This window comes from Cupriavidus ulmosensis (genome assembly GCF_977008105.1).
The window spans coordinates 1,867,157-1,890,821 of the sequence record NZ_CDRMWP010000002.1; the positions used below are offsets into that span (position 1 = coordinate 1,867,157).

Below are 23,665 nucleotides of genomic sequence, written 5' to 3' on the forward strand. Positions count from 1 at the left end.
TTCCTTTGTTGGTTTTGTCGATCAGGAAAAACGCGGGCGGCCCCGCCGGGGAGCCGCCCGGGTCCGGCTACCCGCGCCAGCGGCGGAACACCAGCGAGGTGTTGATGCCGCCGAACGCGAAATTGTTGCTCATGGCGTAGTCGATGTCGAGCCGGCGGCCCGCGCCCATGATGTGGTCGAGCGGCGCGCAGCGCGGGTCCAGCGTGGCCAGGTTGATGGTGGGCGCGAACCAGCCCTCGCGCATCATCTCGATGGTCATCCACGCTTCCAGCGCGCCGCACGCGCCCAGCGTATGGCCCAGGTAGCTCTTGAGCGAGCTGACCGGCACCGCGCCGCCCAGCACTTCCGCGGTGGCGTGCGACTCGGCGATGTCGCCCTGGTCGGTGGCGGTGCCGTGGGCATTGACGTAGCCGATGGCCGACGGCGCCACCCCGGCGTCCTCGAGCGCCAGGCGCATGGCCTGCGCCATCGTGCCGGCCTGGGGCTGGGTCACGTGCGCGCCGTCGCTGTTGGTGCCGAAGCCGACCAGCTCCGCCAGGATGCGCGCGCCGCGCGCCTGCGCGTGCTCCAGCTCCTCCAGCAGCAGCGTGCCGGCGCCCTCGCCCAGCACCAGGCCGTCGCGCTCGCTGTCGAACGGGCGCGGCGTGGTGTGGGGCGCGTCGTTGCAGGTGCTGGTGGCGAACAGCGTGTCGAACACCGCGGCCTCGGTCGGGTCGAGCTCCTCCGCGCCGCCGGCCAGCATCGCCACCTGGCGCCCGCTGCGGATGGCCTCGTAGGCGTAGCCGATGCCCTGGCTGCCCGAGGTGCAGGCGCTGGAGGTGGTGATGATGCGCCCGGTGATGCCGAAGAACACGCCGATGTTGACCGCCGTGGTGTGCGGCATCATGCGGATGTAGGTGGTGGCGCTGATGTCCTCGGTGGTGCGCTCGTTCATCATGCGGCCGAAGTCGGCCACCGCCGCCGGCGTGCCGGTCGACGAGCCGTAGGCGATGCCGAGCCTGCCGCCGGTGACCAGCGGATCGCCGAGCAGGCCCGCCTGCCGCAGCGCGGCCTCGCTGGCCAGCACCGACATCACCGCCACGCGCCCCATCGCGCGCGTGGCCTTGCGCGTGTAGTGCGCGGGCAGCGCGAACGGCGGCACGGGCGCCGCCAGCTGCGTGTTCAGGCCCTTGTATTCCTGCCAGCCGGGCATGTGCACGACGGCGTTGCGGCCCTGCGCCAGGCGCTCGCGCACGGTGGCCCAGTCATTGCCCAGCGCGCTGACCGCGCCGGTTCCGGTAACGACGACGCGCTTCATCCGAACATCCCCCCGTTGACCGAGATCACCTGGCGCGTGATGTAGCCGGCGTCGGCGGACATCAGGAAGGCCACCGTGGCGGCCACCTCGTCCGGCGTGCCCATGCGGCGCGCCGGGATCATGCGCAGCGCTTCCTCCAGCACGTGCGGCTCCACCATCTCGGTGTCGATCAGGCCCGGCGCCACGCAGTTGACGGTGATGTTGCGCTTGGCCAGCTCGATGGCCAGCGCCTTGGTGGCGCCGATGATGCCGGCCTTGGCCGCGCTGTAGTTGGCCTGCCCGCGGTTGCCCACCAGCCCGGAGACCGAGGACAGCGTGACGATGCGGCCCGGCTTGCGCCGCTGCACCATCGGCATCACCACGGGATTGAGCACGTTGTAGAAGGCGTCGAGGTTGGTGTGGATCACCTCGTCCCACTCCTCGCCGGTCATGGCCGGGAAGGCGGCATCGCGCGCGATGCCGGCGTTGCACACCACGCCGTAGTAGCAGCCGTGCGCCTCGATGTCGGCCAGCAGCGCGGCGGCGGCCTGCTCGCGCTGGCGCACGTCGAAGCACAGCACGCGCGCGCCGCGGCCGAGCGCGCGCACCGCGTCGGCGACCGATTCGGCCTCTTCGCGCCGCGCGCGGCAATGCACCACCACATCGCAGCCCTCGCGCGCCAGGCGCAGCGCGATGGCGCGGCCGATGCCGCGCGATGACCCTGTGACGAGCACGGTCCGGTTCGTCATGGTTGTTGTCCTTGCAAGAACGCCCGCGCGTCGGCGGGCTGGAAAACGGAAACGTTGGCGCGCGCCACTTCGCGGCCGTCGAGCGACAGCGCGCAGGCGAACATGCCCAGGCCGTTGTCGCCGATCAGCTCGGCGCTGACCTGCACGGTCAGCACGCTGCCCACCGGGAACGCCGGCACGTCGCACTCGTAGCGGCGCGAGCCGAGCAGGAAGCCGATGCCCGGCTCGCGGCCCGCGCGCCAGTCGCGCGCGCCGGCCCAGGCGGCGATGGTCTGCGCCATGTACTCGATGCCGACCCAGCCCGGCATGCCGGCCTCGTCGACGAACAGTTGCGTGGCGCGCACCGTGGCGCGCGCCACCGCGCGCTCCTCGTCGGCGCCGAGCAGCTCGTCGAGCAGGCGCATGGCGCCGGCATGCGGCACCAAGTCGGCAATCGGCGGCAGGCCGGGGAAGGCGGCGCGGCGGCTTGCGATGGTCTCGCTCATGCTCAGCCCGCCCCCAGGATCACGGCGCTGTTGCTGCCGCCGAACGCGAAGGAATTGCTCATCACGTAGCGCGGCGCGCGGCCCAGCGCCTCGCCGGGCGCCACCACGCGCAGCGGCGGCAACGCCGGGTCGGCGGCGCCGTCCCACCAGTGCGCGGGCAGGCGGCCCCGCGGGTTGCCGGCCAGCGTCAGCCACATCAGCGCGGCCTCGATGGCGCCGGCGGCGCCGAGCGCGTGGCCGGTCATCGGCTTGGTCGAGCTCAGCGGCACGCGCTCGCCGAACAGCGCGGCGCAGGCCAGCGCCTCCATCGCGTCGTTCTGCGGCGTGGCGGTGCCGTGCAGGTTGAGGTAGTCGATGTCGCCGGCGGCGAGGCCGGCGCGCGCCAGCGCCTGCCGCATGGCGGCCTGCGCGCCGGCGCCGCTGGGATCGGGCGCCGACATGTGGTGCGCGTCGGAGGTCTCGCCCCAGCCGGCCAGCCGCACTTCGCCCGCCTCGCGCGAGAGCAGGAAGAGCGCGGCGCCCTCGCCCAGATTGATGCCGGCGCGGTTGACCGACAGCGGGTTGCAGCGCGCGGCCGAGACCGAATCCAGTGCGCTGAAGCCGGCCACGGTAAACGCGCACAAGGTGTCGGCGCCGCCCGCGATGACCGCGTCGGCGGCGCCGCTGCGCAGCAGCCGCGCCGCCGCGGCCAGCGCCTTGGCGCTCGACGAGCAGGCCGTGGACAACGTATACGCCACCCCGGTCACGCCCAGCGCGCCAGCCAGGAACTGCGCCGGCGAGCCCAGCTCCTGCTGCCCGTAGTGAAAGCCCTCGGGCCACGCGCCGCCGACGCTGCGCGCGTCGACCGCCTCGCCGCCCTCGGCGATGCCCGAGGTGCTGGTGCCCATCACCACCGCCACGCGCGCCGGGCCGAAGCGGGCGATGGCCGCCTGCAGCTGCGGCAGGCATTGCAGCGCGGCGTGATGCAGCAGCGCGTTGTTGCGCGTGCGGTGCACCAGCGGCGTGCCTTGCGGCAGCGCCAGCGCGGCATCGACCGTGCCGAGGTGCAGCGGCCGGCCCGCGCTGTAGCGCTCGGTGACTTCGCCGCCGGGCGCGGCGTCGGTGCGCCAGAGCGCGGCGCGCACGGCGTCCGCGCCGTCGCCGAGCGCGCAGGTGACGCCAAGTGCATGGATAAAGACATCGTTCATTCCGGCCCTCCTTGCGTGGCCGCCGGCAGCGTGCGGATGGTCAGCCGGTAGCCGTCGCGGTACTGCTCGAACTCGATGGTCTGCGCGTCCGGGTAGCGGATCTCGGCCACCGTCTCGCCGCCCGCGCGCAGCACGCGGCGGCCGGCCACGGCGTCGAGCCGCCAGCCGGGCGGCAAGGCCGCCGCGATCGCCGCCACCGGCCACAGCGACAACTGCATCTCGCTCAGGATACGCTCCGGCACCAGTTCGGCCGGCGCCCACGGCGAGCGCGCCACGCGCAGGTCGCGCCCGTCCCAGTCCAGCCGCGCCAGCACCTGGCCGCCGGCCAGCGCGGCCAGCCGCGTGTGGGCGGCGTCCGCTTCGAGCAGGGCCTGGATCTCGCGGTGCTCCTCGCCGCGCGGCGTGCGGTACGTCACCGTGATCTGCTGTTGCAGCATCAGCGCGCGGCCCAGCGAGGCCGGCGGCAGGCGCAGCAGCGGCACCGGCGCGCGGCCGGCGGCCTCGATGCCGGCCGGCGGCACCGGGCCGGGCGCGGCGCAGCCCGCCAGCAGCACGGCCGCGGCGGCCAGCGGCGCGGCGGCCATGCGTGGCGCAAAGCGGAAAACGGTCACGCGCAAAGCTGCTCCAGCACGGCCAGGCGGCGGCGCGATTCGGTCACGAACGGGTTGCCGCGGTCCCACGCATAACCGGCCAGGATGGCCGAGATCATGCGGCGGATGTCCGGCGTGGCGTCGGGGTGGAAGATCAGCTTCTGGAAGCTGCCCTCGTACCACGCCTCGACGAAGGTACGGAAGCAGTCCACGCCCTGCTTGAGCGGCGTGCCGTACTCGGCCTGCCAGTCCACCGCCTCGCCGGCGAACTGGCGCGCCAGGCAGGCGGTGGCGAGGCTGGCCGACTTGAAGGCGATGGTCACGCCCGACGAGAACACCGGATCGAGGAACTCGCCGGCGTTGCCGAGCAGCGCGTAGCCCTTGCCCCACAGCGACTTGACGTTGGCCGAGTAGCCGACGATCTGCCGCGCCGGGGTGTCCCACGCGGCGTTGGCCAGCAGCTTCGCCAGGCCCGGCTCCTCGCCGACCAGCGCCTGGAGGCGCTCGGTCTCGGTGCCGCCGTACTGGTCGAGGAAGCGCTTTTCCGCCACCACGCCCTGCGAGCAGCGCCCGTCCGAGAACGGGATGGTCCAGTACCACACATCCACGTGCTCGGGATGCACGCCGATGCGGATCTTGTTGCGGTCGAAGGTGCCGGGCGGGATGCGGTCTTCCACGTGCGTGAAGATGGCGCTGCGCACCGGGAAGTTGGACGGCGACTCCAGGTCCAGCAGGCGCGGCAGCACGCGGCCGAAGCCGGAGGCGTCCAGCAGGAAGCGCGCCTGCACGCCGTAGACGTTGCCGTCGGCGCCGCGCACGGTGACGCGGGGCTGCTCGCCCTCGACGTCCACCGCCGTGACCTGGTGGCGGAAGCGGACCTCGGCGCCCTGCTTCTGCGCCTCGCGGATCAGCACGTCGTCGAAGCGCGCGCGCTGGACCTGGTAGGTGGTGCCCCAGCCGGCGGAGAACTTGTCGCGGAAATCGAATTCGGTGTAGCGCTCGCCGCGCGCGAAGGCCGCGCCGTTCTTGTACTGGAAGCCCGCCTCCACCACGGCCTGCAGCATGCCGGCCTCCTCGATATACGCCATGCTCTGCGGCAGCAGGCTCTCGCCGATCGAGAAGCGCGGGAAGGTTTCCTTCTCCAGCACCAGCACGCCGATGCCGCGCTTGCGCAGCAGGCCCGCGGCCACGGAGCCGGCCGGCCCCGCGCCGATGATAAGGACGTCCACCTGTTCGGTATGCATTCGTAACCCTGTTCCTGTGGTTGGATCTTGTCGATCTCGTTGGTCTGTTTTCCTGCTTCTTTCCTGCTTCTTTCCCGCTTGCTGCCTCTTGCTGCTTCTTGTTCCCTACCTGCCGCCGTGCGGCGCGGCGCGCGGCCGGAACCACGGCGACAGCAGCCACACCGCGCCCACGCCGGACAGCATGGTCATGCCGAACGCATGCAGCGCCGGCGTGGACGACAGCGCGAGCAGGCCGAACGCCAGCAGCGTGCTGGCCGCGCCGAGCACGATCGCCGTCCATGACTCGCCGTCGCCGGGATGCTCGAGCAGGAAGATGCCGTAGTCCACCCCCACGCCCAGCAGCAGCGCCAGCGCCAGCACCGAGAACAATTGCAGCGGCACGTGCAGCCAGCCCAGCAGCGCCACGCTGAACAGCGCCGCCAGCAGCGTGGGCACCAGCGCGCGCCACGCGCCGCGGCCGTAGCGCCACGCCAGCAGCAGCGCCACCGCGGCGGCGCCGGCGGCCAGCAGCCACGTCATCAGCACGCGGTAATGCTTGAGCAGCGCGGACAGGTCGGCCACGCGGTCGACCCACTCCACGCCCGGCACGGTGGCCGCGGCGGCCTCGATCAGCGCCAGCGTGGCCGGCTTGTCGAGGCCGCGCAGCAGCATGACGCTGGCGTAGCCGTCGCCTTCGCGGTCCAGCCACAGGTGGCGCAGCGTGTCCGAAACCGGCGCGGCCAGCCACGCCGGCAAGGTCAGCACCTGCCCGGCCGGCGCCGCGCCGGCCGCGCCCACGGCGCCGCCGACCGCGCGCGCCACGCGCTCGCGCACGGCGCCTTCCAGGCCGTCGGCCAGGGCCGCGTCGGCGCGCTGGCGCGCGGCCGAGGGCACCCAGTCGGAAATCGCCACGAAGCCGTCCAGCCCGCCGCGCGCGACCACGCCGGCCAGCGCCTGCTTGATCTGTTCCTCGCGCGCCAGCACCTGGTCCGGCGTGGCGCCGCGCACCAGCAGGAACTGCGCCGGGCTGGGCGTGCCGAGCAGCCGCCCGGCGGCGCGCTGCGCCTCGATCAGCGCCGGCGGCGAGCTTTGCAGCTGGCGCACGTCGTCGGCCACGCGGACCTGCCACAGGCCCGGCACCACGAACAGCGCCAGCAGCCCGAGTAGCAGCAGCGAGCGGCGCTCCGCGCCCACGCGCGGCCAGCGCGCCAGGCTGGCGGTCAGCCAGGACGACAGGCGGGTCTGGCGCAACTGGCCGCGGTCGAGCAGCGGGAACCAGAACACCACGGTCAGGAACGCCGCCACCAGCCCCACCGCCGAGAACAGCGCCATCTGGCGCAGCCCCGGGAACGGCGCGATGCCGAGCGCGAGATAGGCCACCGCGCTGGTCGACAGCGCCAGCGCCATGCCCGGCAGCAGCCGGCGCATCACCTGCGGCGGCGTGGCGCCCGGGCTGGCCTGGCGCGAGACGAAATAATGGATGCCGTAGTCCTCCGCCACGCCCACCAGGCTGGCGCCGAACACCAGCGTGATCAGGTGCACGCGCTCGAACACCAGCGCCGTGACGGACACCGCCGCCGCCGTGCCCACCAGCAGCGACAGCCCGACCAGGACGATCGGGCGCAGCGAGCGGAAGGCCAGCCACACCAGCAGCAGCACCGCCACCAGCGAGCCCCAGCCGATCACGTTCATCTCCACGCTGGCCTGCGCGGCGGCCGCTTCCGCGTGCAGCGGGATGCCGGCCGCCACCACCTGCACGCCGCCGCCCTGCTGCGCCGCGCGCGTGGCGAGCCTGAGCAGGTCGGCGTAATCGGTGTCGCCGCTCACGGAGAACGCGGGCTTGCTGATGCGGTAGGTCAGCAGCACCCATTCCTTGCCCTCGGCGCTGAGGGCGGCCAGGCCGTCGCGCTCGTGCACGCGCGTCATGGCCGCGCGCGACAGCCACCAGTCCTGCCACAGGCCGAGCGGGTCGGCGGCCCAGCCGGTCAGGCGCGGGCCGGTGGAAAGCTGGTAGAGGCGGGTCAGCGCCTGCCGGGCCAGCGCGTCCGCGTTGGCGTGGCCGAGCATGGCGCGCTGGCCGTCGGTCAGCAGCCGGTCGCGGTAGGGCCGGTAGAAGGCCAGCGCCGCGTCCAGGTCGAAGCTGGCGATGCGGTCCACCGGCTGCAGCAGGCTGGCCCGCGGCTGCGTCGCGGCGCTGAAGCGCTGCGCCGCGGCGCGCGCGGCGGGCCAGTCCGGCGCGCCGACCAGCACCACGATCTCGCGCGAGACGCCATCGGCCAGCCGGCGCAGCACGCGGTCGGCGGTGGCGGTGCGCTGGCTGGTGGGCAGCAGCGCCATCACGTCGGTGTCGAGCCGCGAGGCGCGCCAGAACTGCAACTGGTGCGCCGCCAGCGCGATCACCAGCAGCAGCCAGCCCACGGCCAGCACCCGCTCCAGGGGGCTGAGGCCGCGCAGGGGCTTGCCGGTGGCCATGCTGGCGTTGCTGGCATTACTCAAAGCGCGGCTCCTCGTCGGCGGCCAGCCGGGTGGCCGCGCTCGGGTCGATCAGCTTGACGTGGGTGCTGTCGCCGCCCGCTTCCTCCAGGCGCACGTCGCGCACGAAGCGGTCGCCGGCCAGCTCGATGCGCGCGAACACGCGGCGCATGGCGGCGTCGCGCGGCGTGAGCGTGAGCGACCAGCCGTTCTTGCCGGCCAGCTTGCCGGCCACCTCGAAGCGCGCCGACAGGGTCTGCAGGTCGCCGCGCAGCACCGCGATCACCGATTCGCCGACCACGCGCATGGCGGGCTGGGCGTCGGCCTGCATCTGCTGCTGCACGCGCCCGTCGGCGCCGCGCATGACCAGCCGCTCCGGCGTCACCAGCAGGCTGGAGGCGAACGGCTCGCGCGTGCTCCACACCACGCCGCGCTCGCGCGCCAGCACGAAGTCGCCGCGCGACACCAGCGGGTTGGCGAAGCCGGACAGGCGGCGGGTCTGCTCGAAGCGGCCGTGGATCACCGGCGCGTCGGACAGGCGCGCGGCCACCGCGGCCAGCAGGTCGGGTGCGGCCGCGCCGGCCAGGCGCGGGGCGGCCAGCATGGCGCCGCACAGGGCCAGCAGGAAGGCGCGGCGCTTCATGCCTGGCCCTCCCCGTCCGGCGCGGCCGGCACGCCGAGCCGCTCCCACAGCACCGGCGGGCACACGTAGCACATCTCGGCGCTGCGCATGTCCACCGCCACCTGGATGGTGTAGCCCTTGGTCAGGCGCCGGCCGGTGGCGGCGTCGCGCACCAGGTAGTCGATCTTCAGGCGGTTCTCCCACTCGACGATGGTGGCGCGGATGACGAAGGGCTGGCCGTAGGTCAGCGGGCCGACGTACTTCACGCGCATGTCCACCACCGGCCAGGCGTAGCCGGAGTCGCGCATGGCCGGGTAGTCGTAATGGAAACGCTCGAGCAGCGCGCAGCGCGCCTGCTCGAAATAGCGCACGTAGTTGCCGTGCCACACCACGTTCATCGGGTCGAGGTCGTGGAAGGCGGGGCTGAGCGTGATCTCGTGGCTGAGGTCTGGAGACATGGCGGTTGCGTGATGGGGGCGGGACGTCAGTCGCCGCGCGGCGCCGGTGCCGCGTTTGGTGCGTTTGGTGCGTTCGGCGCATGCGGCGCGCCGGCGCGCGCGGCCTCGGCCACGCCGCCGCCCTGCCCCCAGAAATCGTAGAAGTTGAACCAGTCGTAGGGCGACTCGGCGAGCAGCCGCGACAGCCATTGCGCATAGTCCGCGGCGTGGCCGCTCAGGACAGCCTCGCGCCGCGCGCGCGGCAGGCGCACCTCGCGCGCCAGTTCGGTGAAGCGCAGCAGGTGGCCGTCGCCCGAACGCACGCAGCCCATCGCGAACAGCGGGCATTCCATCAGCGCGGCCAGCACGTAGGGGCCGACCGGGAAGCGCGCCGGCGCGCCGAAGAACGGCACCGTCACGGTGCGGCCGCCGTGCACCGGCACGCGGTCGCCGGCGATGGCGACGAACTCGCCGGCGCGCACCTTCTCGGCCAGTTGCAGCGCGGTGGCCGGCGAGATGTCGTCGACCTGGAACAGTTGCAGCCCCGAGCGCGGATCGAGCCGCGACAGGATGCGGTTGAACTGCGCCGCGTGCGCGGTATGCACCAGCACCGTCAGGCGCAGGCCCTGGCGCTGGTTGGCCAGCACGCGGCACAACTCCAGGCAGCCCATGTGCGCGGTCACGATGATGCCGCCCTGGCCGCTGGCGATCTGCCGCAGCATCACCTCGGCGCCTTCGCGCCGCACGTTGCCGTAGCGGTAGCCGCCGCCGATGGCCAGCAGCTTGTCGAGCAGCGTGTCGGCGAACGAGAACAGGTGGCGCAGGCTGTGGCGCAGGCCCGGCGTGGCGCCGGCCGGCAGCACCGCGCCGGTGGCGGCCTGCACGCGCCGCAGGTAGTCGAGCGAGGCGCGGCGCGCGAGCGGCCTAGCCAGCCAGTAATAGGCCACGACCGGGTACAGCACGGCGCGGAACAGTGCGCGGCCGCACAGGCGGTAGAGCCCGTACAGGCACCACACGCCCCACACGCAGGTGGACTCGCGGATCTGGCTCCAGTGGCGCGCCATGCGGCCCGGCGGCGCGGTGTCTCGCGGCGCGCTCATGCCGGCCGCACCTTGCGCCACAGCAGCCGCGGCAGCCGCGCCACCATGCCGCAGAACAGCCGCGCGTGCATGGTGGAGATCAGCGCGTTGTCGCGCCAGACCTGGAAATGCGAGACGCCGTCGGACGGATACGTGACCTGGGTGGGCACGTTGACGATCGGCACGCCGCGCCAGACCAGGTGGACCAGCACCTCGGTGTCGAACTGCATGCGCCGGCCCAGCCGCACCTCGCGCACCAGCGCCAGCGCCGGGCCGAGCGGATAGACGCGCAGCCCGCACATCGAATCGCGGATGGCGAGCGAGAGCGTGTTGATCCACACCCACACGTGGGTCAGGTAGCGCGCCAGCAGCCGCACGCGCGGCACCGATGCGTCGTAGACCGGGTAGCCGCAGACCATCGCCTCGGGGCGCGCCTGCGCCAGCGCCGCGAACTGCGGGATGCAACCGGCGTCGTGCTGGCCGTCGGCGTCGATCTGCAGCGCGTGCGTGAAGCCCATGCGGGCGGCTTCCTCGAAGCCGGCCATGATGGCGCCGCCCTTGCCCTGGTTCTCGGGCAGGCGGATCAGGTGCACGCGCCCGGCATGCGCGGCGGCGATCTCGCGCAGCACGCGCTCGCACGCGGGGCTGCTGCCGTCGTCCACCAGCAGGCACGGCAGCGGATGCCGCAGGATGGCCTGCACCATCGCGCCGATGGCGCGCTCGTGGTTGTAGACCGGCACCAGCACCACCGGCTTAAACATGCGCGTCTCCGAACACGATGCGCCCGCTCGCGTGCGGGCCCTGCGCCGAACTGAGGCGGAACGCCAGCGCATTGCGCTCGGGCTGCCAGGTCAGCGCCAGTTGCACGGTGCTGCCGGGCACGATCACGGCCTGGAACTTGAGCGTCTCGAGGCGGCGGAACTGCGCGCGCGGCGGCACCGGCAGGCGCTCGGGCGCCAGCGCCATGACCCAGTCGACCTGGGCCACGCCGGGCGCGATCGGGCTGCCCGGGAAATGGCCGTCGAACACGGCGAGGTCCGCGCCGATCTCCAGCTCGGCGCTGGCCGACAGCGCGTCCGGCGACGGCTGCCAGCGCGCCACCGGCAGCACGCGGCGGAACACGTCGCGCAGCATGGCTTCGGTGGTCTTGCCCTGCGCGTTGCACGGCAAGGCCTCGGCAAAGCTCCAGCGGCGCGGCAGCGCGAGCGCGTCCACGGCGGGCGCGAGATCCGCGCGCAGCGCGGCCAGCAACGCCGCCCTGCCGGCGCCGGCCAGCATGGCGGCACCGCCTTCGCTGGGCACCACCACCGCGCCCAGGCGCATGCCGCTGTCGAGCTCGAGCAGCACCACGCGCGCTTCGCGCACCAGCGCGGACTGCTGCAGGGCCTGCTCGACCTGCGTCAGCGAGACGCGCTTTTCCTCGATCTTGACGATGCGGTCGGCGCGCCCCGCCAGCGCGAAGCCGCCGTCGCCGGCCGGCTGCGCGCGGTCGGCGCACAGATGCCAGCCGTCGTCCGGCAGATGGGCCGAGCGCACCGCGAGAAATCCGTCCTGCAGGCGCCACTGCACGCCCGGCAGCGGCGTCCAGCGCTCGTCGTGGCGCGCGCGCTGGCGCCAGGCGATGCCGCCGGTCTCGGAGCTGCCGAACACTTCGACGGGCGCGTGGCCAAGATGGCGCAGCGCGTCGGCCGCGGCCTCGGGCGGCAGCGGGCCGCCCGACGAGAACACCGCGTGCAGCGCGGCGCGCGCGGGCGCCCAGTCGAGCGCCGGCGGCATGCGCCGCAGGTGCGCCGGGCTGGTCACGAGCACGGCCGGCGCGCCGTCGCCGCAGGCGCGCACGATTTCCTCGTGGAAGGCCAGCCGCGCGGCCGGCATGGCGCGCGCCGCGGCCAGCGGCCACAACACGCAGAACAGCAGGCCGTAGATGTGCTGGTGCGAGACCGTGGCCAGCACGCGCGCCCGCGCCGGCACCGCGGCGCCGAACGCGGCCTGCAGCGCCTGCACTTCCGCTTCCAGTTGCGACAGGTGCTTGACGATGGCGCCCGGCGCGCCGGTGGAGCCGGAGGTGAACATCGTCACCCGCGTCGCGCGCGGGTCGAGGCGCGGCCATTCGGGCGCGGCGCAGGCCGCGTGCTGCCGCGGGCGGATGCCGCCGGGCAGGTCGCCGGCGCGGACCGCGGCGTGCCCGTCCAGCGCGGCGAGCGTCTCGGCGCGCGTGTCGCCGGGCAGCACCACGTGCTTGCCGGCATGCCACGCGCCGAACAGCGCGGCGGCGAACTCGGCGGTGGATTCGGCATAGAGCGCCACGCTCGCGCCGGGCGCCGCCGCGAAGGCTTCGCGCCAGGCCGCCGCGCGCGCCACGAAGGCGGGCGCGTCCAGGCTGCCGTCCTCGCCATGCGCCACCACGTGCGCGCGCGCCGGCAGCGCCGCCATCAGGCCGCCGATGCCAAGCCACTCAGCCATGCCGCCCTCCCGCCATCACGCGCTGGCGCACCAGCCATTCGCCGGCGAACATCGCGCCCATCAGGCCATAGGCGATGCCGCCGTTGTAGAGCGCCCAGATGCGGTCGCTGGCCAGCACCGCGGTAAGCGCCGCCGCCGTGCCATTGCAGACGAAGAACACGCACCAGGCCTGGGTCACGCGCCGCGTGTAAGCCACGCCGGCGGGCGGCAGGTCCGGCTCGCGCAGGCGCGCCAGCCGTTCGACCAGACTGGGCGGATGGCGCAGGCTCCAGCCGAACACGGCCAGCATGGCGGCGTTGACCAGCACCGGGTAGAGCTTGAGCGGCAAGGCGTGGTTGGAGGCTGCCACCACCGCGGCCAGCCCGGCGGCCAGCACCGCCAGCCAGCGCCAGCCGGCCTGGCGGCTGGTCAGCGCGCGCAGCAGCGCCAGCGCCACCAGCGCCAGCGCCAGCACGCGCGGCGGCCAGTATTGCAGGCCGGCGTAGATCGCCACCGGATAGCACAGCGTGAGCACGCCGAGCAGCAGTTTGCGCCAGCGCATGCGGCTCAGGCCGTGGCGGGCGAGTCGATCAGCAGGGCCAGCGCCTGCACCACGTCCTGCACGGTGCGCACCGCCTTGAACTGCTCGGGCTTGATCGGCTTGTTGAGCATGGGCTTGAGCTTGACCAGCAGATCGACCGCGTCGATGCTGTCGATGTCCAGGTCTTCGTACAGGCGCGCTTCGGGGCGGATGCGCGCGCGCTCGATCTCGAAGGTTTCCTCGAGCACGGTGGCCACCCGCGCAAAGATTTCATCATGGGTCATGAGGGGCTCCCTTGTCGGTTGTGCTTGATGGGCTAACGGGATGGGCGGGCGGAATCAGGCCTGGGTCCGGCCGGCGCGCTGCGATGCCACGAAGGCGGCCAGCGCCGCGACACTGGCGAAGCGCTCGCGCATCTCGTCCTTGTCGCCGTTCATGGTCACGCCGTAGCGCTTCTGCAGCGCCAGCCCGAGTTCGAGCGCGTCGATCGAATCCAGGCCCAGGCCGTCGATGAACAGCGGCGCGCCGGCGTCGATGTCGGCCGGGCCGATATCTTCGAGCGACAGCGATGAAATGATCAGTTCCTTGATTTCGTGTTCAAGCGCCTTCACGGCGGACCTCCCTGGAGAAAAACTCGGATAGCGATTGTGTCAGTTGCCGCACGGCCAGCGCGTCGTCCAGCCCCGGGCGCGCCCAGCGCTCCACGCCGACGTCCTCGCGCACGTCGATGACGTAGCGCGGCCGGCGCGCCGGCACGCGGTACCACTTGTCGCCCTTGGCCAGCGTGGGCGGCTCGCAGCGGATCACCACCGGGGTGAGCGCGAAGCCGCCGCGCACGGCGATGTTGGCCGCCCCGCGCTGCAGCCGCAGCGGGCCGCGCGCCGGGGTGCGCGTGCCTTCGGGAAAGATGACGAGGTTGTTGCCCGCGCGCAGCGAGGCGATGCAGTCGTCCACCATGCCGGCGCCGGAATCGTTGCAGACGTAGCCGGTGGCGCGCACCGGCCCGCGCGTAAACGGGTTGCGCGCCAGCCCTGACTTGACCACGCAGTCGGCCTGGCGCGTCAGCGCGACCAGGAAGATGACGTCGATCAGCGAGGGATGGTTGGCCACGATCAGCAGGCCGCTGCGCCGCAGCCGCTCGGGGTGCAGCACTTCGTAGCGGATCACGCCGACCGCGCGCATCAGCAGCAGGAACAGGCGGAAGGCGTGGCGCACGACGTGCTTGCAGACCCGCTGGCGGCTGGCCGGCGACCACAGCAGCAGCGTCAGCAGCGGAAACACCAGCACGCGCAGCAGCAGCCCGCCCACGCCGAAGCTGGAGAAGCACAGGCCGGTGGCGCACACGCGCCAGGCGCGGTCCAGGCGCTCAACCATGACGCCGCCACCTCCAGCCGGCGCGCTCGCCGGCATGGTGCAGTTCGGCGTCGCCGGCCAGCACGAAGCGCAGCACGTCCAGCCCGTGGGGCAGCAGCGGCTCCCGCGGCGTGGCCGGCACGGCGTCGGTCGCCTCCAGGCTGAACACGGTTTCGCCGGCGCGCGGGCCGGCCACGCGCCAGGCCCAGCCGAACAGGCATTCGGGCTCGTCGGCGAAGACCGCATAGGGCGCCGGCAGCGGCGCCTCGTACTGGACCAGCAGGACTTCGGGGGCGCCGTCGGCCAGCAGGCCGCAGGCTTCCACCACCGCCGCCTCCACGGTGTCGCGGCCGGCGGCCAGCGCTTGCAGGTTGGCGGGGTCGCCGCGGTCGATCGAGTACAGCGCGCCGATGGCGTTGTGCACGGACAGGCCGAACGCCGTGGGCGAGAGCGCCTCGCCGTCGGCGAGGTTGCCGAGCATCTGCAGCGGGCGCAGGGTGTCGCCGTGGCGCGAGGCGAAGATCACCGGCATGCCCTCCACGCCCGGCTGGCAGGCGTAGGCCGGGTGCAGCGCGGCGCGGCCGAGCGCGGTCACGCGCCGGCGCAGCATCGGCGCCATCGGGCCGAGCGCCGGCAGTTCTTCGCCGGCCGGCAGCCAGGGCGCGCGGCTCCAGGCCAGCCAGGCTTGCTGCGTGTCGAGTTGTGCTGCACATGCCGCCCATGCGCGAATACCGAATTCCATTGCCCTGCCGTTCGCGTTGGGTGGAAAAAATGGCCCGCCGGCACACCGCCCGCCCGGGGTGGCTGTCGGCGACCGCGCCAGACGCGCGGAGCGCGCATATCGCTCCGTTGACGTCTTGTTGACGCTTCGTTACGCCCCGTTGCCGGCAGATGCCGCTGGCTGCCTCCTGTTTGCCACCTGTCCGGCAATCTGCCCGCCGGCGATGAGTTCTGCTTTTGTGGGTGCTTTTCGCCGCCTGTTTTTCCGGGCCCGGCCCCGGCATGGCCGGGGACCGCGGTCCGCATTTCCGTATTAACGGCGAAAGGCTTGCCAAACTGACCTCGGGGCGGGGCCGCAGCCACAAGCACCCCGGAATGGCAATACATCGGTGACGCGGAAAACAGGACAAACTTTGGCCCGCATTTTTTGTCAGGCCCGAATTCTCGCACAAAGGAACAGCCGCGGGGGATGCCAGAGCGTTAAGAAAGTTCGCAAATGTAACCACCGGAACGAGGGGGGACGGAGGCTGCGCCTCCCCGCTTCCGCGCCCCCGGCAGCCTGCCGCCCGGGGCGGCCCGGCGCCAGGATGGCGGGCGGACGGACCGCCCCCGGGCCGGGCAAGCCCGCGGCGGCGCGCCGCTCAGTTCGCCGGCAGGATCTTGCCGCTCACCTCGCCGAAGCCCACGCGGTAGCCGTCGCCCTGGCACCAGCCGGTCATCACCACCTCGTCGCCGTCCTCGAGGAAACCGCGCCGGGCGCCGCCGTCCAGCGCCAGCGGCTCGGCGCCGTTGCGGGTCGACTCCAGCAGGCTGCCGAAGGCGTCCGGCGCGGTGCCGCTGATGGTGCCGGAGCCCATCAGGTCGCCCACGCGCACGTTGCAGCCGGAAACGGTGTGATGGGCCAGTTGCTGCGCCACGGTCCAGTACATGGCCTTGAAGTTGGTGCGGCAGACCGTGGTGGCGTGCTCGGCACCTTCGGGGCGCAGCGCCACTTCGAGCGCGATGTCGTAGGCGTTGCCGCGCGGCTGCCGCAGGTACGGCAGCGGCTCGGGCGACTGGACGGGATTGTCGCGGCGGAACGGCTCCAGCGCGTCCATCGTCACCACCCACGGCGAGATCGAGGTGCCGAAGCCCTTGCTGTTGAACGGCCCGAGCGGCACGTATTCCCACTGCTGGATGTCGCGCGCGCTCCAGTCGTTGAGGATCACCATGCCGAAGATGTGCGCGGGCGCGTCGGCGGTGCTGATGGCTTCGCCCAGCGCCGAGGGCTTGCCGACGATGAAGGCCATCTCCAGTTCGTAGTCCAGCTTGCGGCAGGCCGCGAACACGGGGCGCGGCGCGTCGGGCGGCTTGATCTGGCCCTTGGGGCGGTGCAGCGCGGTGCCGCTGACCACCACCGAGCTGGCGCGGCCGTTGTAGCCGATGGGGATTTCGAGCCAGTTGGGCAGCAAGGCGTTGTCGGGGTCGCGGAACATGCGGCCGACGTTGGTGGCGTGCTCGCGCGAGGAATAGAAATCGGTGTAGCCGGGAATGTCCACCGGCAGGTGCAGCGTGGCCCACGCCATCGGCACCAGCGCCTGCTCGTGCAGGGCCGACTTGCCGCGCAGGGTGTCGTCGCCGGCCGACAGCAGGCGGGTCAGGTGCTGGCGGGTCTCGGTCCAGGCCGGCTTGCCGAGCGCGATGAAGGCATTGAGCGTGGCGCCGCCGAACACGCCCCTGACGGCCGGCGGCAGCAGACCGGCGCCGTCGAGCACGGCGAGGTCGAGGATGAAGTCGCCGATGGCGACGCCCGCGCGCGGGCCCTGGCCGGTGGTGGAAAAGATGCCGTAGGGCAGGTTCTGCAGCGGGAAATGGGTGACGCCGTCGTTGGCGGATTCGATCCAGCTATGCGGGATGGTGGTCATCGGGGGCTCCGGAAGGAAATGGCGATGCGCCGGGGCGCCCGCGCGGCCAGGCTGCGCGGGCGCCCCGGGGAAACTGGACGAGGGATCAGCGGCGGGCCGGGTCGAAGTGCTTCTTCAGGCCCTGCCAGCAGGTGTAGTAGTCATGCTGGAGCTGGGCGGACTCGGCCGCGTAGGGCGTCGGCCGGATCACGGCCGGGGTCTCGAACATGAACGCCATCGTATCGCCGATGTGATGCGGCTGCGAGGTGTCCGCCGCGCTGGCCCTGGCGAAGGTCTCGGCGTCCGGGCCGTGGCCGCTCATGCAGTTGTGCAGGCTGGCGCCGCCGGGCGAGAAGCCGTCGGCCTTGGCGTCGTAGACGCCTTCGATCAGGCCCATGAACTCGCTGGCGATGTTGCGGTGGAACCAGGGCGGGCGGAAGGTGTCCTGCGCCGCCAGCCAGCGCGGGCCGAAGATCACGAAATCGATGGTGTCCACGCCCGGGGTGTCGGACGGGCTTTGCAGCACCAGGAAGATCGACGGGTCCGGGTGGTCGTAGCTGATCGAGCCGATGGTGTTGAAGCGGCGCAGGTCGTACTTGTAGGGCGCGTAGTTGCCGTGCCAGGCCACCACGTCGAGCGGCGAATGCCGGATCGGCGCGCGCCACAGGTTGCCCTGGAACTTGGCCACCAGCTCGAAATCGCCTTCGCGGTCCTCGTACCAGGCGTGCGGGGTGAGGAAGTCGCGCGGGTTGGCCAGGCCGTTGGCGCCGAGCACGCCGAGGTCGGGCAGGCGGAACAGCGCGCCGTAGTTCTCGCAGATATAGCCGCGCGCCTCGCCGTCCGGCAGCGCCACGCGGAAGCGCACGCCGCGCGGCACCACCACGATCTCCTGCGGCTCGACCTCGAGCACGCCCATCTCGGTGGCCAGCCGCAGCCGGCCCTGCTGCGGCACGATCAGCATCTCGCCATCGGCGTTGTAGAAGAAGCGGCCGTCCATCGACTTGTTGGCGAGGTACAGGTGGATGCCGCAGCCGCTCATGGCCTCGGGGCCGCCGTTGCCGGCCATCGTGACGATGCCGTCGATGAAGTCGGTCGGCGCGGACGGCATCGGCGGCGGGCTCCAGCGCATCTGGTTGGGCGACGGCGGCACCGCGTCGAAGCGGCTGACGATGCGCGTCTGCGCCAGCGGCGTGAACGGCTCGTGCATGGCCGCCGGGCGGATGCGGTAGCACCAGCTGCGGCGGTTGTGCGCGCGCGGCGCGGTGAAGGCGGTGCCGGAGAGCTGCTCGGCATAGAGGCCGTAGGGCGCGCGCTGGGGCGAGTTCCGCCCCTCCGGCAGCGCGCCGGGCAGCGCCTCGGTGGCGAATTCGTTGGCGAAGCCGGACTGGTAGGCCAGTGCGGCTGCCTCGTGCGGGCGCGCCGCCACGTTCAATTGGGTCTGGGTCATGGGCTGGGTCTTCCTCGGGTCTTTCCTCTGGATACGGGAAATGGCTGGCCGCGCAGCGTCAGGCTGCGGCCGCCGGGTCGGCGGCGGGCTGTCGGCCAGCCCGTGCGAGCACGCCCGCGCGGGCGTGCGTCATGGCTTCCTGCAGGATGGCAAGGTCGCCGATGTGATTGGCGAGCAGCAGGATCAGCTGCGCGTTGGCGGACTGGCTCTGGGCGTCAGACAGGTCGCAGTGCATGTCGATCAAGGCCTCGTAGAAGTCATCCGGACGGGCGAGATTGGGTTCGGTGTTGAGCGGCATCGGCGTATCTCCGGGACGGGTCATGCGGCGGCCTCGGCAGCCGCGCCGGCGCCCTCCGGCCAGCCCAGCGCGCGCCGCAGCGCGGCCTGCACGCGGGCGGGCTCGAAGGCGCGCCAGCGCGCGCACACGTGCTGGTCGGGGCGCAGCAGGTAGGCGGTGCCGGGCCGGCCATCGTAGCGGCGCGCCAGCCAGCCTTGAGTATCCTCCAGCAGGCTGGCGCCGGGGGGCAGCACCGGGCCTTGCGCCGCGTCGGCCGGCGTGGCCACGCAGACCAGCGCCAGCGGCACCGGGCCGGCGGCGAGCGCGCGCAGGGCATCGAGCATGGCCGGCGGCAAGCCCGCCGGCCCCACGAACAGCAGCAGGGCGAAGCGGTTGCCGAGCTGCGGCAGCAGCCAGGTGCCGCGGCCGCCCTCGCGCACCGGCGCGTCGGCGCACGGCGCGCCGGGCACCATGAAGCCGGCGAATGGCGGCGCGCCCGCAGCGTCCACATCGTCGGCCGTATTGAGCACCGAGCCGTGCAGCACGGCGGGCACCGACAGGCGCCCGCTGTTGACCAGCCGGCGCGCGAACGCATGGTCGCGCGCCAGGCTCAGCGCCGCGTCGCGGAACACGCGGCTCACCGGCGTCTTGGGCGTGATGAAATCGGTCGCGCGCGTGGAATGGCGGATGTTCTCGTCGGCGGCGAATTCGCGCTCGCCGGCGTAGCTGTCGAGCAGCGCGTCGGGCGCGTGGCCGGCCAGCACCAGCGCGAGTTTCCAGGCCAGGTTCTCCGCGTCCTGCACGCCGCTGTTGGCGCCGCGCGCGCCGAACGGCGAGACGCGGTGCGCGGCGTCGCCCGCGAATAGCACGCGGCCGTGGCGGAAACGGTCCATGCGCTGGCAGGAGAAGGTATAGACGCTGACCCATTCCAGCGTGAAGGCCGCATCCTCGCCCAGCAGCGCCTGGATGCGCGGGATGACCCGCTCGGGCTGCTTTTCCAGCTCGGGATCGGCATCCCAGCCGAGCTGGAAGTCGATGCGCCAGACATCGTCGGGCTGGCGATGCAGCAGCACCGACTGGTTGCGGTTGAACGGCGGGTCGAACCAGAACCAGCGCTCGCTCGGGAACGGCGCGCTCATCTTCACGTCGGCGATCAGGAAGCGGTCGCGGAACGTGCGTCCCTTGCTTTCCAGGCCCATGCACTGCCGCACCGGGCTGCGCGCGCCGTCGGCCACCACCACGTAGCGCGCCCGCAGGGCGTAGCGGCCGTCCGGCGTTTCCACGTCGAGCGTCACCGCGTCGCCATCCTGCGCGAGGCCCGCCACGCGGTGCTGCCAGCGGATGGCAATGCCGGGCAGCTCGGCCGCGCGCTCCACCAGATAGCCTTCCACGTAGTATTGCTGCAGGTTGATGAAGGCCGGGCGGGCGTGGCCGGCCTCGGGCAGCAGGTCGAAGCTGTAGACCAGTTCCTCGTCGAAGAAGATCTTGCCGACGTTCCAGCTCACGCCCTTGTCCACCATGCGCGCGCCGCAGCCGAGGCGGTCGAAGATGTCGAGCGTGCGCTTGGCGAAGCAGATCGCGCGCGAGCCCACGGACAGCGTGCAGTCGTCGTCCAGCAGCACCACCGGCACGCCTTGCTGGGCCAGGTCGATCGCCGCGGCGAGGCCGACCGGGCCGGCCCCGATCACCGCCACCGGATGCACGGGATGCGCGCCGGCGCCGGGCCGCGGCGCGCGCTGCTCGGCGCACGGCTGGTACGCGAAGCGCTGCGTCTGATAGTTCGTTTCCGTCATGTCTCCATCCTCCAGCCTTGGCCGCTGGCGCGGCTCTTGCGGCGAAGCGGCGGCATGCGCCGCCGCCAGGGACCGTCTCCCGCGCGGCTTCAGTGCTGCAGCGCGGCCCACATGGCCTTGTCGCGCTCGGCGGTCCAGATGCGCGGGTGCTTGATGCCGCTGGCCTCGTCGTAGGCGCGCGCCACGTCGAACGGCAGGCAGTGCTCGTAGATGAAGACGTGGCCGAACTTGTCGTCCATCGCCGCGCGCGTGTGGGCCATCGCGCCCTTGAGGTCCAGCTTCTGCGCCACCGCTTCCCTGCCCCGCTGCAGCAGCGTGCTGACGAAGTCGCGCGTGTAGTCCAGCCCGCGGCCGACCATCTCGGGCGTGGTCAGCACCGGCCCGCGCCCGGGCACCAGCGCGGCCGGCGCCAGCGCGCGCAGCACCTCGAGCGTGGCCGGCCATTCCTCCAGTTGCGCGTCGCCGCAGTAGCAGGCGGCGTCGAACTCGACCAGATCGCCGGAGAACAGGATCTTCTGCGAGGGAATCCACACGATGGTGTCGCCCCTGGTGTGGCCGGGGCCGGGATGGATGACGCGGACCTCGAGCTTGCCGAGGAACAGCGTGAGCTCGCGCTCGAACACCACGTTGGGCCAGGTCAGGCCGGGCACGGTCTCGACGCCGGCGAACAGGCGCGGGAAGCGCTCGATCTCGGACTTCATGTCGGCCTCGCCGCGCTCCACGATCATCTCGTAGGTGCCGCGGCTGGCGATCACGTTCTGCGCGCCCTCCTTGAAATAAGCGGAGGCGCCCAGCACGCGCACGGCGTGGTAGTGCGACAGCACCACGTGCTTGATCGGCTTGTCGGTGATGGCGCGGATGCGGGCGATCAGGTCCTGGGCCATCGCCGGCGTGGCGGTGGTATCGACGATCAGCACGCTGTCGTCGCCGACGATCACGCCGGAATTGGGGTCGCCTTCGGCCGTGTAGGCATAGGCATTCTCGGACAGCCGCGTGAAAGTGACCTGCTTGTCCTGCAGGTCCGCCTGCGATGCAAAGGCCTTGCTCATGCTTGTGCTCCTCTCTTTCTCTTGGTGGACCGGCCGCCTACGGGACACAGCACTTCGCGCCTTGCCAGGCAGGTGCGCGCTGCAGGGGACTGTGGCGGCCGGGGATTACGCCCGCGGCGGCCCTGCCCTTGCCGCGTCCGACCGGACCGGCGAGACAGGACCGCCACCAGGAATTACACAATACGTAATCTATTTACCATATCGTAATCGTAGCCTTTAGGGCTGTCAAACCGCCGGCGCTACCGCCATTGAAGGCGCACCGCGGCCACAGGCGACGAAAAACACGCAGCGGCAAACGCGCCGGGCGGGCATCGCGCCGCGGCACGGAGGGCAGATCGGGAGGAGAAAGACAGGAAGCGCAGGAAGCGCAGGAAATGCACGAAAGGCCCGAAGACGGACGAGCCTTGGCAGGCGGGACGGATGCCGTCCCTGCGGGGAACGCCGGCGCACCGGCGACAGCGCGCGCTGGCCGCGCGGCCAGCGGGAAGACCGTTCGAGGCGGCCGCGCAGACGCGAACAGCAGGCCGGGGGATGCCTGCTGCGCCGGAACAGACAACGCCGCCCCGGCCTGCGATCAGGCCGGGGCGGCGTGCATGGTCAGGCGGGCTTGTGACCTTCGCCGGAACTCGCCGCGAAGCCGGCGCCGACCGGATTGGACGGCGCGGGGCTGGCGGGAGCGGAAGGCGCGGCGGGCGCCTGGCCGGCCATCGAGGCGGCCGTGACGCCGCCGTTGCGGCTGGCTATGAATGCGTTGACGTCGGCAGCGAGATGCTGGGGAGCCAGCACCACTTCCAGGCCGAGCGCCTCGCAGGCCGCGAGGAAGGTAGACATGCGGGGGTCGGCTTGACCCGATTCGGCCCGCAGGTAAGCCTCCCGGGAAATGCCGGCCTTACGGGCGACGTCTTCCTGCTTGAGCTTTCGCGCTCGGCGCAACGCCCGCAGTTGCCGGAACGGTTCGCTAGCGCCTCTTGGCACGGCTGTACTGTTCATGTCGGTCTCCAGTCACCAGTGAAAATAAAAGTGCGCGGACGTGCATTCGAGTATAGAGCACGCAAAGCGTTCCGTATGTAATCAGGGGAACACTTTGTGCAGATTTCTTGAGAGTGCCCGGCCAAAGCGGATTTGCACCTGCCCGTAGGCCCGATAAAGCACAATCTACTGCCTCCGTGCTGACATAACGGGTGACTCCGGTTTAGGTTGACGAGAGCGCACAAGTGTGACATTGACAAACCGACCGGTCGTGCTATTCTCGACCGATGCAAAAAGGCCAGATCACCCGCGCCGCGATCATCGAACAAGCGCTCGACACTGCCGCCCAGGTCGGTTTCGAGCAGTTGTCGCTCGCCACGCTGGCGGCCGACACCAGCATGTCGAAAAGCGGGCTGTACGCGCACTTCAAGTCGAAGGAAGCCCTGCAGCAGGCCGTGCTGGCGCTGGCCGCCGAGCGCTTCGCCGAGATCGTCGTCCACCCCGCCCTGCGGCAGCCGCGCGGCACGCGCAGGCTGCAGGCGCTGTTCGACGGCTACATGGCATGGCTGGGCGGCCCGATCAACAAGGGCCGCTGCCTGTTCATCGCGCTGAGCCAGGAATACCGCGACCGGCCCGGGCCCACGCGCGACCTGGTGGTGCAGTCGCTCAAGGACTGGCATCGCCTCATCGCCCGCGCGGTCGGCGATGCCATCGAGGAAGGCGACGTCTCGCCGGCGCAGGACCCGCGCCAGTTTGCCTTCGAGATGGTCGGCATCGGCATGTCTTTCCAGCTCTCCTACAAGTTGCTGGGCCGCGAAGACACCGAGAGCATGGCGCGCCGCGCGTTCGAAGCGCTGCTGCGGCGCGCCGAACTGGCGCAACCGCCGCGCAGGTAGCGCCGGCCTTGCCGCCGCCGGCCGGGTCTGCCGGCGGCAGTTGACGAAAGAAACGACCGGGAAAAGACGGCAACGACCGTCTTTTCCCGGGACTAAAAATAGCACGACTGGTCGGTCTTTCCGGGCGCAAGAGGATGCCCGGAGCGGGACCGCCGGCCATGATGCAGGTCTTCGT

Annotated in this window: 24 protein-coding genes; 1 reads left to right on the plus strand and 23 read right to left on the minus strand. The window is 72.1% G+C overall.

Going from position 1 to position 23,665, the window contains the following annotated elements; genetic code table 11:
- Positions 1-67 precede the first annotated feature (67 nt).
- From ACWTPI_RS28000 to ACWTPI_RS28110, 23 genes are all read right to left on the minus strand, one after another.
- Positions 68-1,297 (minus strand): beta-ketoacyl-ACP synthase, encoded by a 1,230-nt coding sequence (locus ACWTPI_RS28000; protein ID WP_454733361.1) that lies wholly within the window; start codon positions 1,295-1,297, stop codon positions 68-70.
- On the minus strand, positions 1,294-2,025 hold the full coding sequence (gene fabG / locus ACWTPI_RS28005; protein ID WP_020202868.1) for a 3-oxoacyl-ACP reductase FabG: 732 nt from the start codon (positions 2,023-2,025) through the stop codon (positions 1,294-1,296). The genes ACWTPI_RS28000 and fabG overlap by 4 nt, the downstream gene beginning before the upstream one ends.
- Positions 2,022-2,510 (minus strand): ApeP family dehydratase, encoded by a 489-nt coding sequence (locus tag ACWTPI_RS28010; protein ID WP_020202869.1) that lies wholly within the window; start codon positions 2,508-2,510, stop codon positions 2,022-2,024. Before ACWTPI_RS28010 ends, fabG begins: the two co-directional genes overlap by 4 nt.
- A 2-nt stretch (positions 2,511-2,512) precedes the next feature.
- On the minus strand, positions 2,513-3,697 hold the full coding sequence (locus ACWTPI_RS28015) for a beta-ketoacyl-ACP synthase (protein WP_020202870.1): 1,185 nt from the start codon (positions 3,695-3,697) through the stop codon (positions 2,513-2,515).
- A complete protein-coding gene (locus ACWTPI_RS28020) occupies positions 3,694-4,308 on the minus strand; it encodes a DUF3261 domain-containing protein (RefSeq protein ID WP_454733362.1) in 615 nt (204 codons plus the stop codon). Before ACWTPI_RS28020 ends, ACWTPI_RS28015 begins: the two co-directional genes overlap by 4 nt.
- Positions 4,305-5,531, minus strand: a complete 1,227-nt coding sequence (locus ACWTPI_RS28025) for an NAD(P)/FAD-dependent oxidoreductase (protein ID WP_020201163.1) — start codon at positions 5,529-5,531, stop codon at positions 4,305-4,307. Before ACWTPI_RS28025 ends, ACWTPI_RS28020 begins: the two co-directional genes overlap by 4 nt.
- A gap of 105 nt (positions 5,532-5,636) precedes the next feature.
- Positions 5,637-8,006, minus strand: coding sequence for an MMPL family transporter (locus ACWTPI_RS28030; RefSeq protein WP_454733363.1), 2,370 nt, complete (start codon positions 8,004-8,006; stop codon positions 5,637-5,639).
- On the minus strand, positions 7,999-8,625 hold the full coding sequence (locus tag ACWTPI_RS28035; protein ID WP_020201161.1) for a LolA family protein: 627 nt from the start codon (positions 8,623-8,625) through the stop codon (positions 7,999-8,001). The genes ACWTPI_RS28030 and ACWTPI_RS28035 overlap by 8 nt, the downstream gene beginning before the upstream one ends.
- Positions 8,622-9,062, minus strand: coding sequence for an acyl-CoA thioesterase (locus ACWTPI_RS28040; RefSeq protein ID WP_020201160.1), 441 nt, complete (start codon positions 9,060-9,062; stop codon positions 8,622-8,624). The genes ACWTPI_RS28035 and ACWTPI_RS28040 overlap by 4 nt, the downstream gene beginning before the upstream one ends.
- A 26-nt stretch (positions 9,063-9,088) precedes the next feature.
- A complete protein-coding gene (locus ACWTPI_RS28045) occupies positions 9,089-10,141 on the minus strand; it encodes an LpxL/LpxP family acyltransferase (RefSeq protein WP_454733364.1) in 1,053 nt (350 codons plus the stop codon).
- Complete coding sequence (locus ACWTPI_RS28050; RefSeq protein WP_020201158.1) at positions 10,138-10,881, minus strand: glycosyltransferase family 2 protein; 744 nt, start codon at positions 10,879-10,881, stop codon at positions 10,138-10,140. The genes ACWTPI_RS28045 and ACWTPI_RS28050 overlap by 4 nt, the downstream gene beginning before the upstream one ends.
- Positions 10,874-12,583, minus strand: a complete 1,710-nt coding sequence (locus ACWTPI_RS28055) for an AMP-binding protein (protein ID WP_454733365.1) — start codon at positions 12,581-12,583, stop codon at positions 10,874-10,876. The genes ACWTPI_RS28050 and ACWTPI_RS28055 overlap by 8 nt, the downstream gene beginning before the upstream one ends.
- Positions 12,576-13,124: a COG4648 family protein gene (locus ACWTPI_RS28060; protein ID WP_059411563.1), complete on the minus strand. Its 549-nt coding sequence runs from the start codon at positions 13,122-13,124 to the stop codon at positions 12,576-12,578. Before ACWTPI_RS28060 ends, ACWTPI_RS28055 begins: the two co-directional genes overlap by 8 nt.
- 5 nt (positions 13,125-13,129) lie before the next feature.
- A complete protein-coding gene (locus ACWTPI_RS28065; RefSeq protein ID WP_020201155.1) occupies positions 13,130-13,387 on the minus strand; it encodes an acyl carrier protein in 258 nt (85 codons plus the stop codon).
- 54 nt (positions 13,388-13,441) lie between these two features.
- A complete protein-coding gene (locus tag ACWTPI_RS28070) occupies positions 13,442-13,714 on the minus strand; it encodes a phosphopantetheine-binding protein (protein ID WP_454733366.1) in 273 nt (90 codons plus the stop codon).
- The gene (locus ACWTPI_RS28075; RefSeq protein WP_454733367.1) at positions 13,701-14,477 is read right to left on the minus strand and encodes a lysophospholipid acyltransferase family protein; all 777 of its coding nucleotides are present in this window, start codon (positions 14,475-14,477) and stop codon (positions 13,701-13,703) included. The genes ACWTPI_RS28070 and ACWTPI_RS28075 overlap by 14 nt, the downstream gene beginning before the upstream one ends.
- Positions 14,470-15,198, minus strand: a complete 729-nt coding sequence (locus tag ACWTPI_RS28080; protein WP_454733368.1) for a beta-ketoacyl synthase chain length factor — start codon at positions 15,196-15,198, stop codon at positions 14,470-14,472. The genes ACWTPI_RS28075 and ACWTPI_RS28080 overlap by 8 nt, the downstream gene beginning before the upstream one ends.
- 619 nt (positions 15,199-15,817) lie before the next feature.
- Positions 15,818-17,080, minus strand: a complete 1,263-nt coding sequence (fahA, locus tag ACWTPI_RS28085) for a fumarylacetoacetase (protein WP_020201151.1) — start codon at positions 17,078-17,080, stop codon at positions 15,818-15,820.
- Between the two features lie 85 nt (positions 17,081-17,165).
- Positions 17,166-18,506, minus strand: a complete 1,341-nt coding sequence (gene hmgA / locus ACWTPI_RS28090) for a homogentisate 1,2-dioxygenase (RefSeq protein ID WP_020423661.1) — start codon at positions 18,504-18,506, stop codon at positions 17,166-17,168.
- 58 nt (positions 18,507-18,564) lie between these two features.
- A complete protein-coding gene (locus tag ACWTPI_RS28095) occupies positions 18,565-18,804 on the minus strand; it encodes a DUF2783 domain-containing protein (protein WP_454733369.1) in 240 nt (79 codons plus the stop codon).
- Between the two features lie 20 nt (positions 18,805-18,824).
- On the minus strand, positions 18,825-20,576 hold the full coding sequence (locus ACWTPI_RS28100; protein WP_454733370.1) for an FAD-dependent oxidoreductase: 1,752 nt from the start codon (positions 20,574-20,576) through the stop codon (positions 18,825-18,827).
- Positions 20,577-20,665: 89 nt separating this feature from the next.
- A complete protein-coding gene (locus ACWTPI_RS28105) occupies positions 20,666-21,625 on the minus strand; it encodes an MBL fold metallo-hydrolase (RefSeq protein ID WP_454733371.1) in 960 nt (319 codons plus the stop codon).
- A 597-nt stretch (positions 21,626-22,222) separates the two neighbouring features.
- A complete protein-coding gene (locus tag ACWTPI_RS28110) occupies positions 22,223-22,615 on the minus strand; it encodes a helix-turn-helix domain-containing protein (RefSeq protein WP_029043214.1) in 393 nt (130 codons plus the stop codon).
- 266 nt (positions 22,616-22,881) lie between these two features.
- Between ACWTPI_RS28110 and ACWTPI_RS28115 the strand changes: the two genes are divergently transcribed.
- Positions 22,882-23,490, plus strand: a complete 609-nt coding sequence (locus tag ACWTPI_RS28115; RefSeq protein ID WP_020201145.1) for a TetR/AcrR family transcriptional regulator — start codon at positions 22,882-22,884, stop codon at positions 23,488-23,490.
- Positions 23,491-23,665: the final 175 nt, after the last annotated feature.

Excerpts from the sequence above, each read along its gene's own strand:
- ACWTPI_RS28095 (WP_454733369.1), bottom strand. The coding sequence starts at position 18,804 with ATGCCGCTCAACACCGAACCCAATCTCGCCCGTCCGGATGACTTCTAC.
- ACWTPI_RS28025 (WP_020201163.1), bottom strand. The coding sequence starts at position 5,531 with ATGCATACCGAACAGGTGGACGTCCTTATCATCGGCGCGGGGCCGGCC.
- ACWTPI_RS28050 (WP_020201158.1), bottom strand. The coding sequence starts at position 10,881 with ATGTTTAAGCCGGTGGTGCTGGTGCCGGTCTACAACCACGAGCGCGCC.
- ACWTPI_RS28065 (WP_020201155.1), bottom strand. The coding sequence starts at position 13,387 with ATGACCCATGATGAAATCTTTGCGCGGGTGGCCACCGTGCTCGAGGAA.
- ACWTPI_RS28075 (WP_454733367.1), bottom strand. The coding sequence starts at position 14,477 with ATGGTTGAGCGCCTGGACCGCGCCTGGCGCGTGTGCGCCACCGGCCTG.
- hmgA (WP_020423661.1), bottom strand. The coding sequence starts at position 18,506 with ATGACCCAGACCCAATTGAACGTGGCGGCGCGCCCGCACGAGGCAGCC.
- ACWTPI_RS28060 (WP_059411563.1), bottom strand. The coding sequence starts at position 13,124 with ATGCGCTGGCGCAAACTGCTGCTCGGCGTGCTCACGCTGTGCTATCCG.
- ACWTPI_RS28100 (WP_454733370.1), bottom strand. The coding sequence starts at position 20,576 with ATGACGGAAACGAACTATCAGACGCAGCGCTTCGCGTACCAGCCGTGC.
- ACWTPI_RS28015 (WP_020202870.1), bottom strand. The coding sequence starts at position 3,697 with ATGAACGATGTCTTTATCCATGCACTTGGCGTCACCTGCGCGCTCGGC.
- ACWTPI_RS28035 (WP_020201161.1), bottom strand. The coding sequence starts at position 8,625 with ATGAAGCGCCGCGCCTTCCTGCTGGCCCTGTGCGGCGCCATGCTGGCC.
- fahA (WP_020201151.1), bottom strand. The coding sequence starts at position 17,080 with ATGACCACCATCCCGCATAGCTGGATCGAATCCGCCAACGACGGCGTC.
- fabG (WP_020202868.1), bottom strand. The coding sequence starts at position 2,025 with ATGACGAACCGGACCGTGCTCGTCACAGGGTCATCGCGCGGCATCGGC.
- ACWTPI_RS28080 (WP_454733368.1), bottom strand. The coding sequence starts at position 15,198 with ATGGAATTCGGTATTCGCGCATGGGCGGCATGTGCAGCACAACTCGAC.
- ACWTPI_RS28105 (WP_454733371.1), bottom strand. The coding sequence starts at position 21,625 with ATGAGCAAGGCCTTTGCATCGCAGGCGGACCTGCAGGACAAGCAGGTC.
- ACWTPI_RS28045 (WP_454733364.1), bottom strand. The coding sequence starts at position 10,141 with ATGAGCGCGCCGCGAGACACCGCGCCGCCGGGCCGCATGGCGCGCCAC.
- ACWTPI_RS28000 (WP_454733361.1), bottom strand. The coding sequence starts at position 1,297 with ATGAAGCGCGTCGTCGTTACCGGAACCGGCGCGGTCAGCGCGCTGGGC.
- ACWTPI_RS28040 (WP_020201160.1), bottom strand. The coding sequence starts at position 9,062 with ATGTCTCCAGACCTCAGCCACGAGATCACGCTCAGCCCCGCCTTCCAC.
- ACWTPI_RS28115 (WP_020201145.1), top strand. The coding sequence starts at position 22,882 with ATGCAAAAAGGCCAGATCACCCGCGCCGCGATCATCGAACAAGCGCTC.
- ACWTPI_RS28110 (WP_029043214.1), bottom strand. The coding sequence starts at position 22,615 with ATGAACAGTACAGCCGTGCCAAGAGGCGCTAGCGAACCGTTCCGGCAA.
- ACWTPI_RS28010 (WP_020202869.1), bottom strand. The coding sequence starts at position 2,510 with ATGAGCGAGACCATCGCAAGCCGCCGCGCCGCCTTCCCCGGCCTGCCG.
- ACWTPI_RS28055 (WP_454733365.1), bottom strand. The coding sequence starts at position 12,583 with ATGGCTGAGTGGCTTGGCATCGGCGGCCTGATGGCGGCGCTGCCGGCG.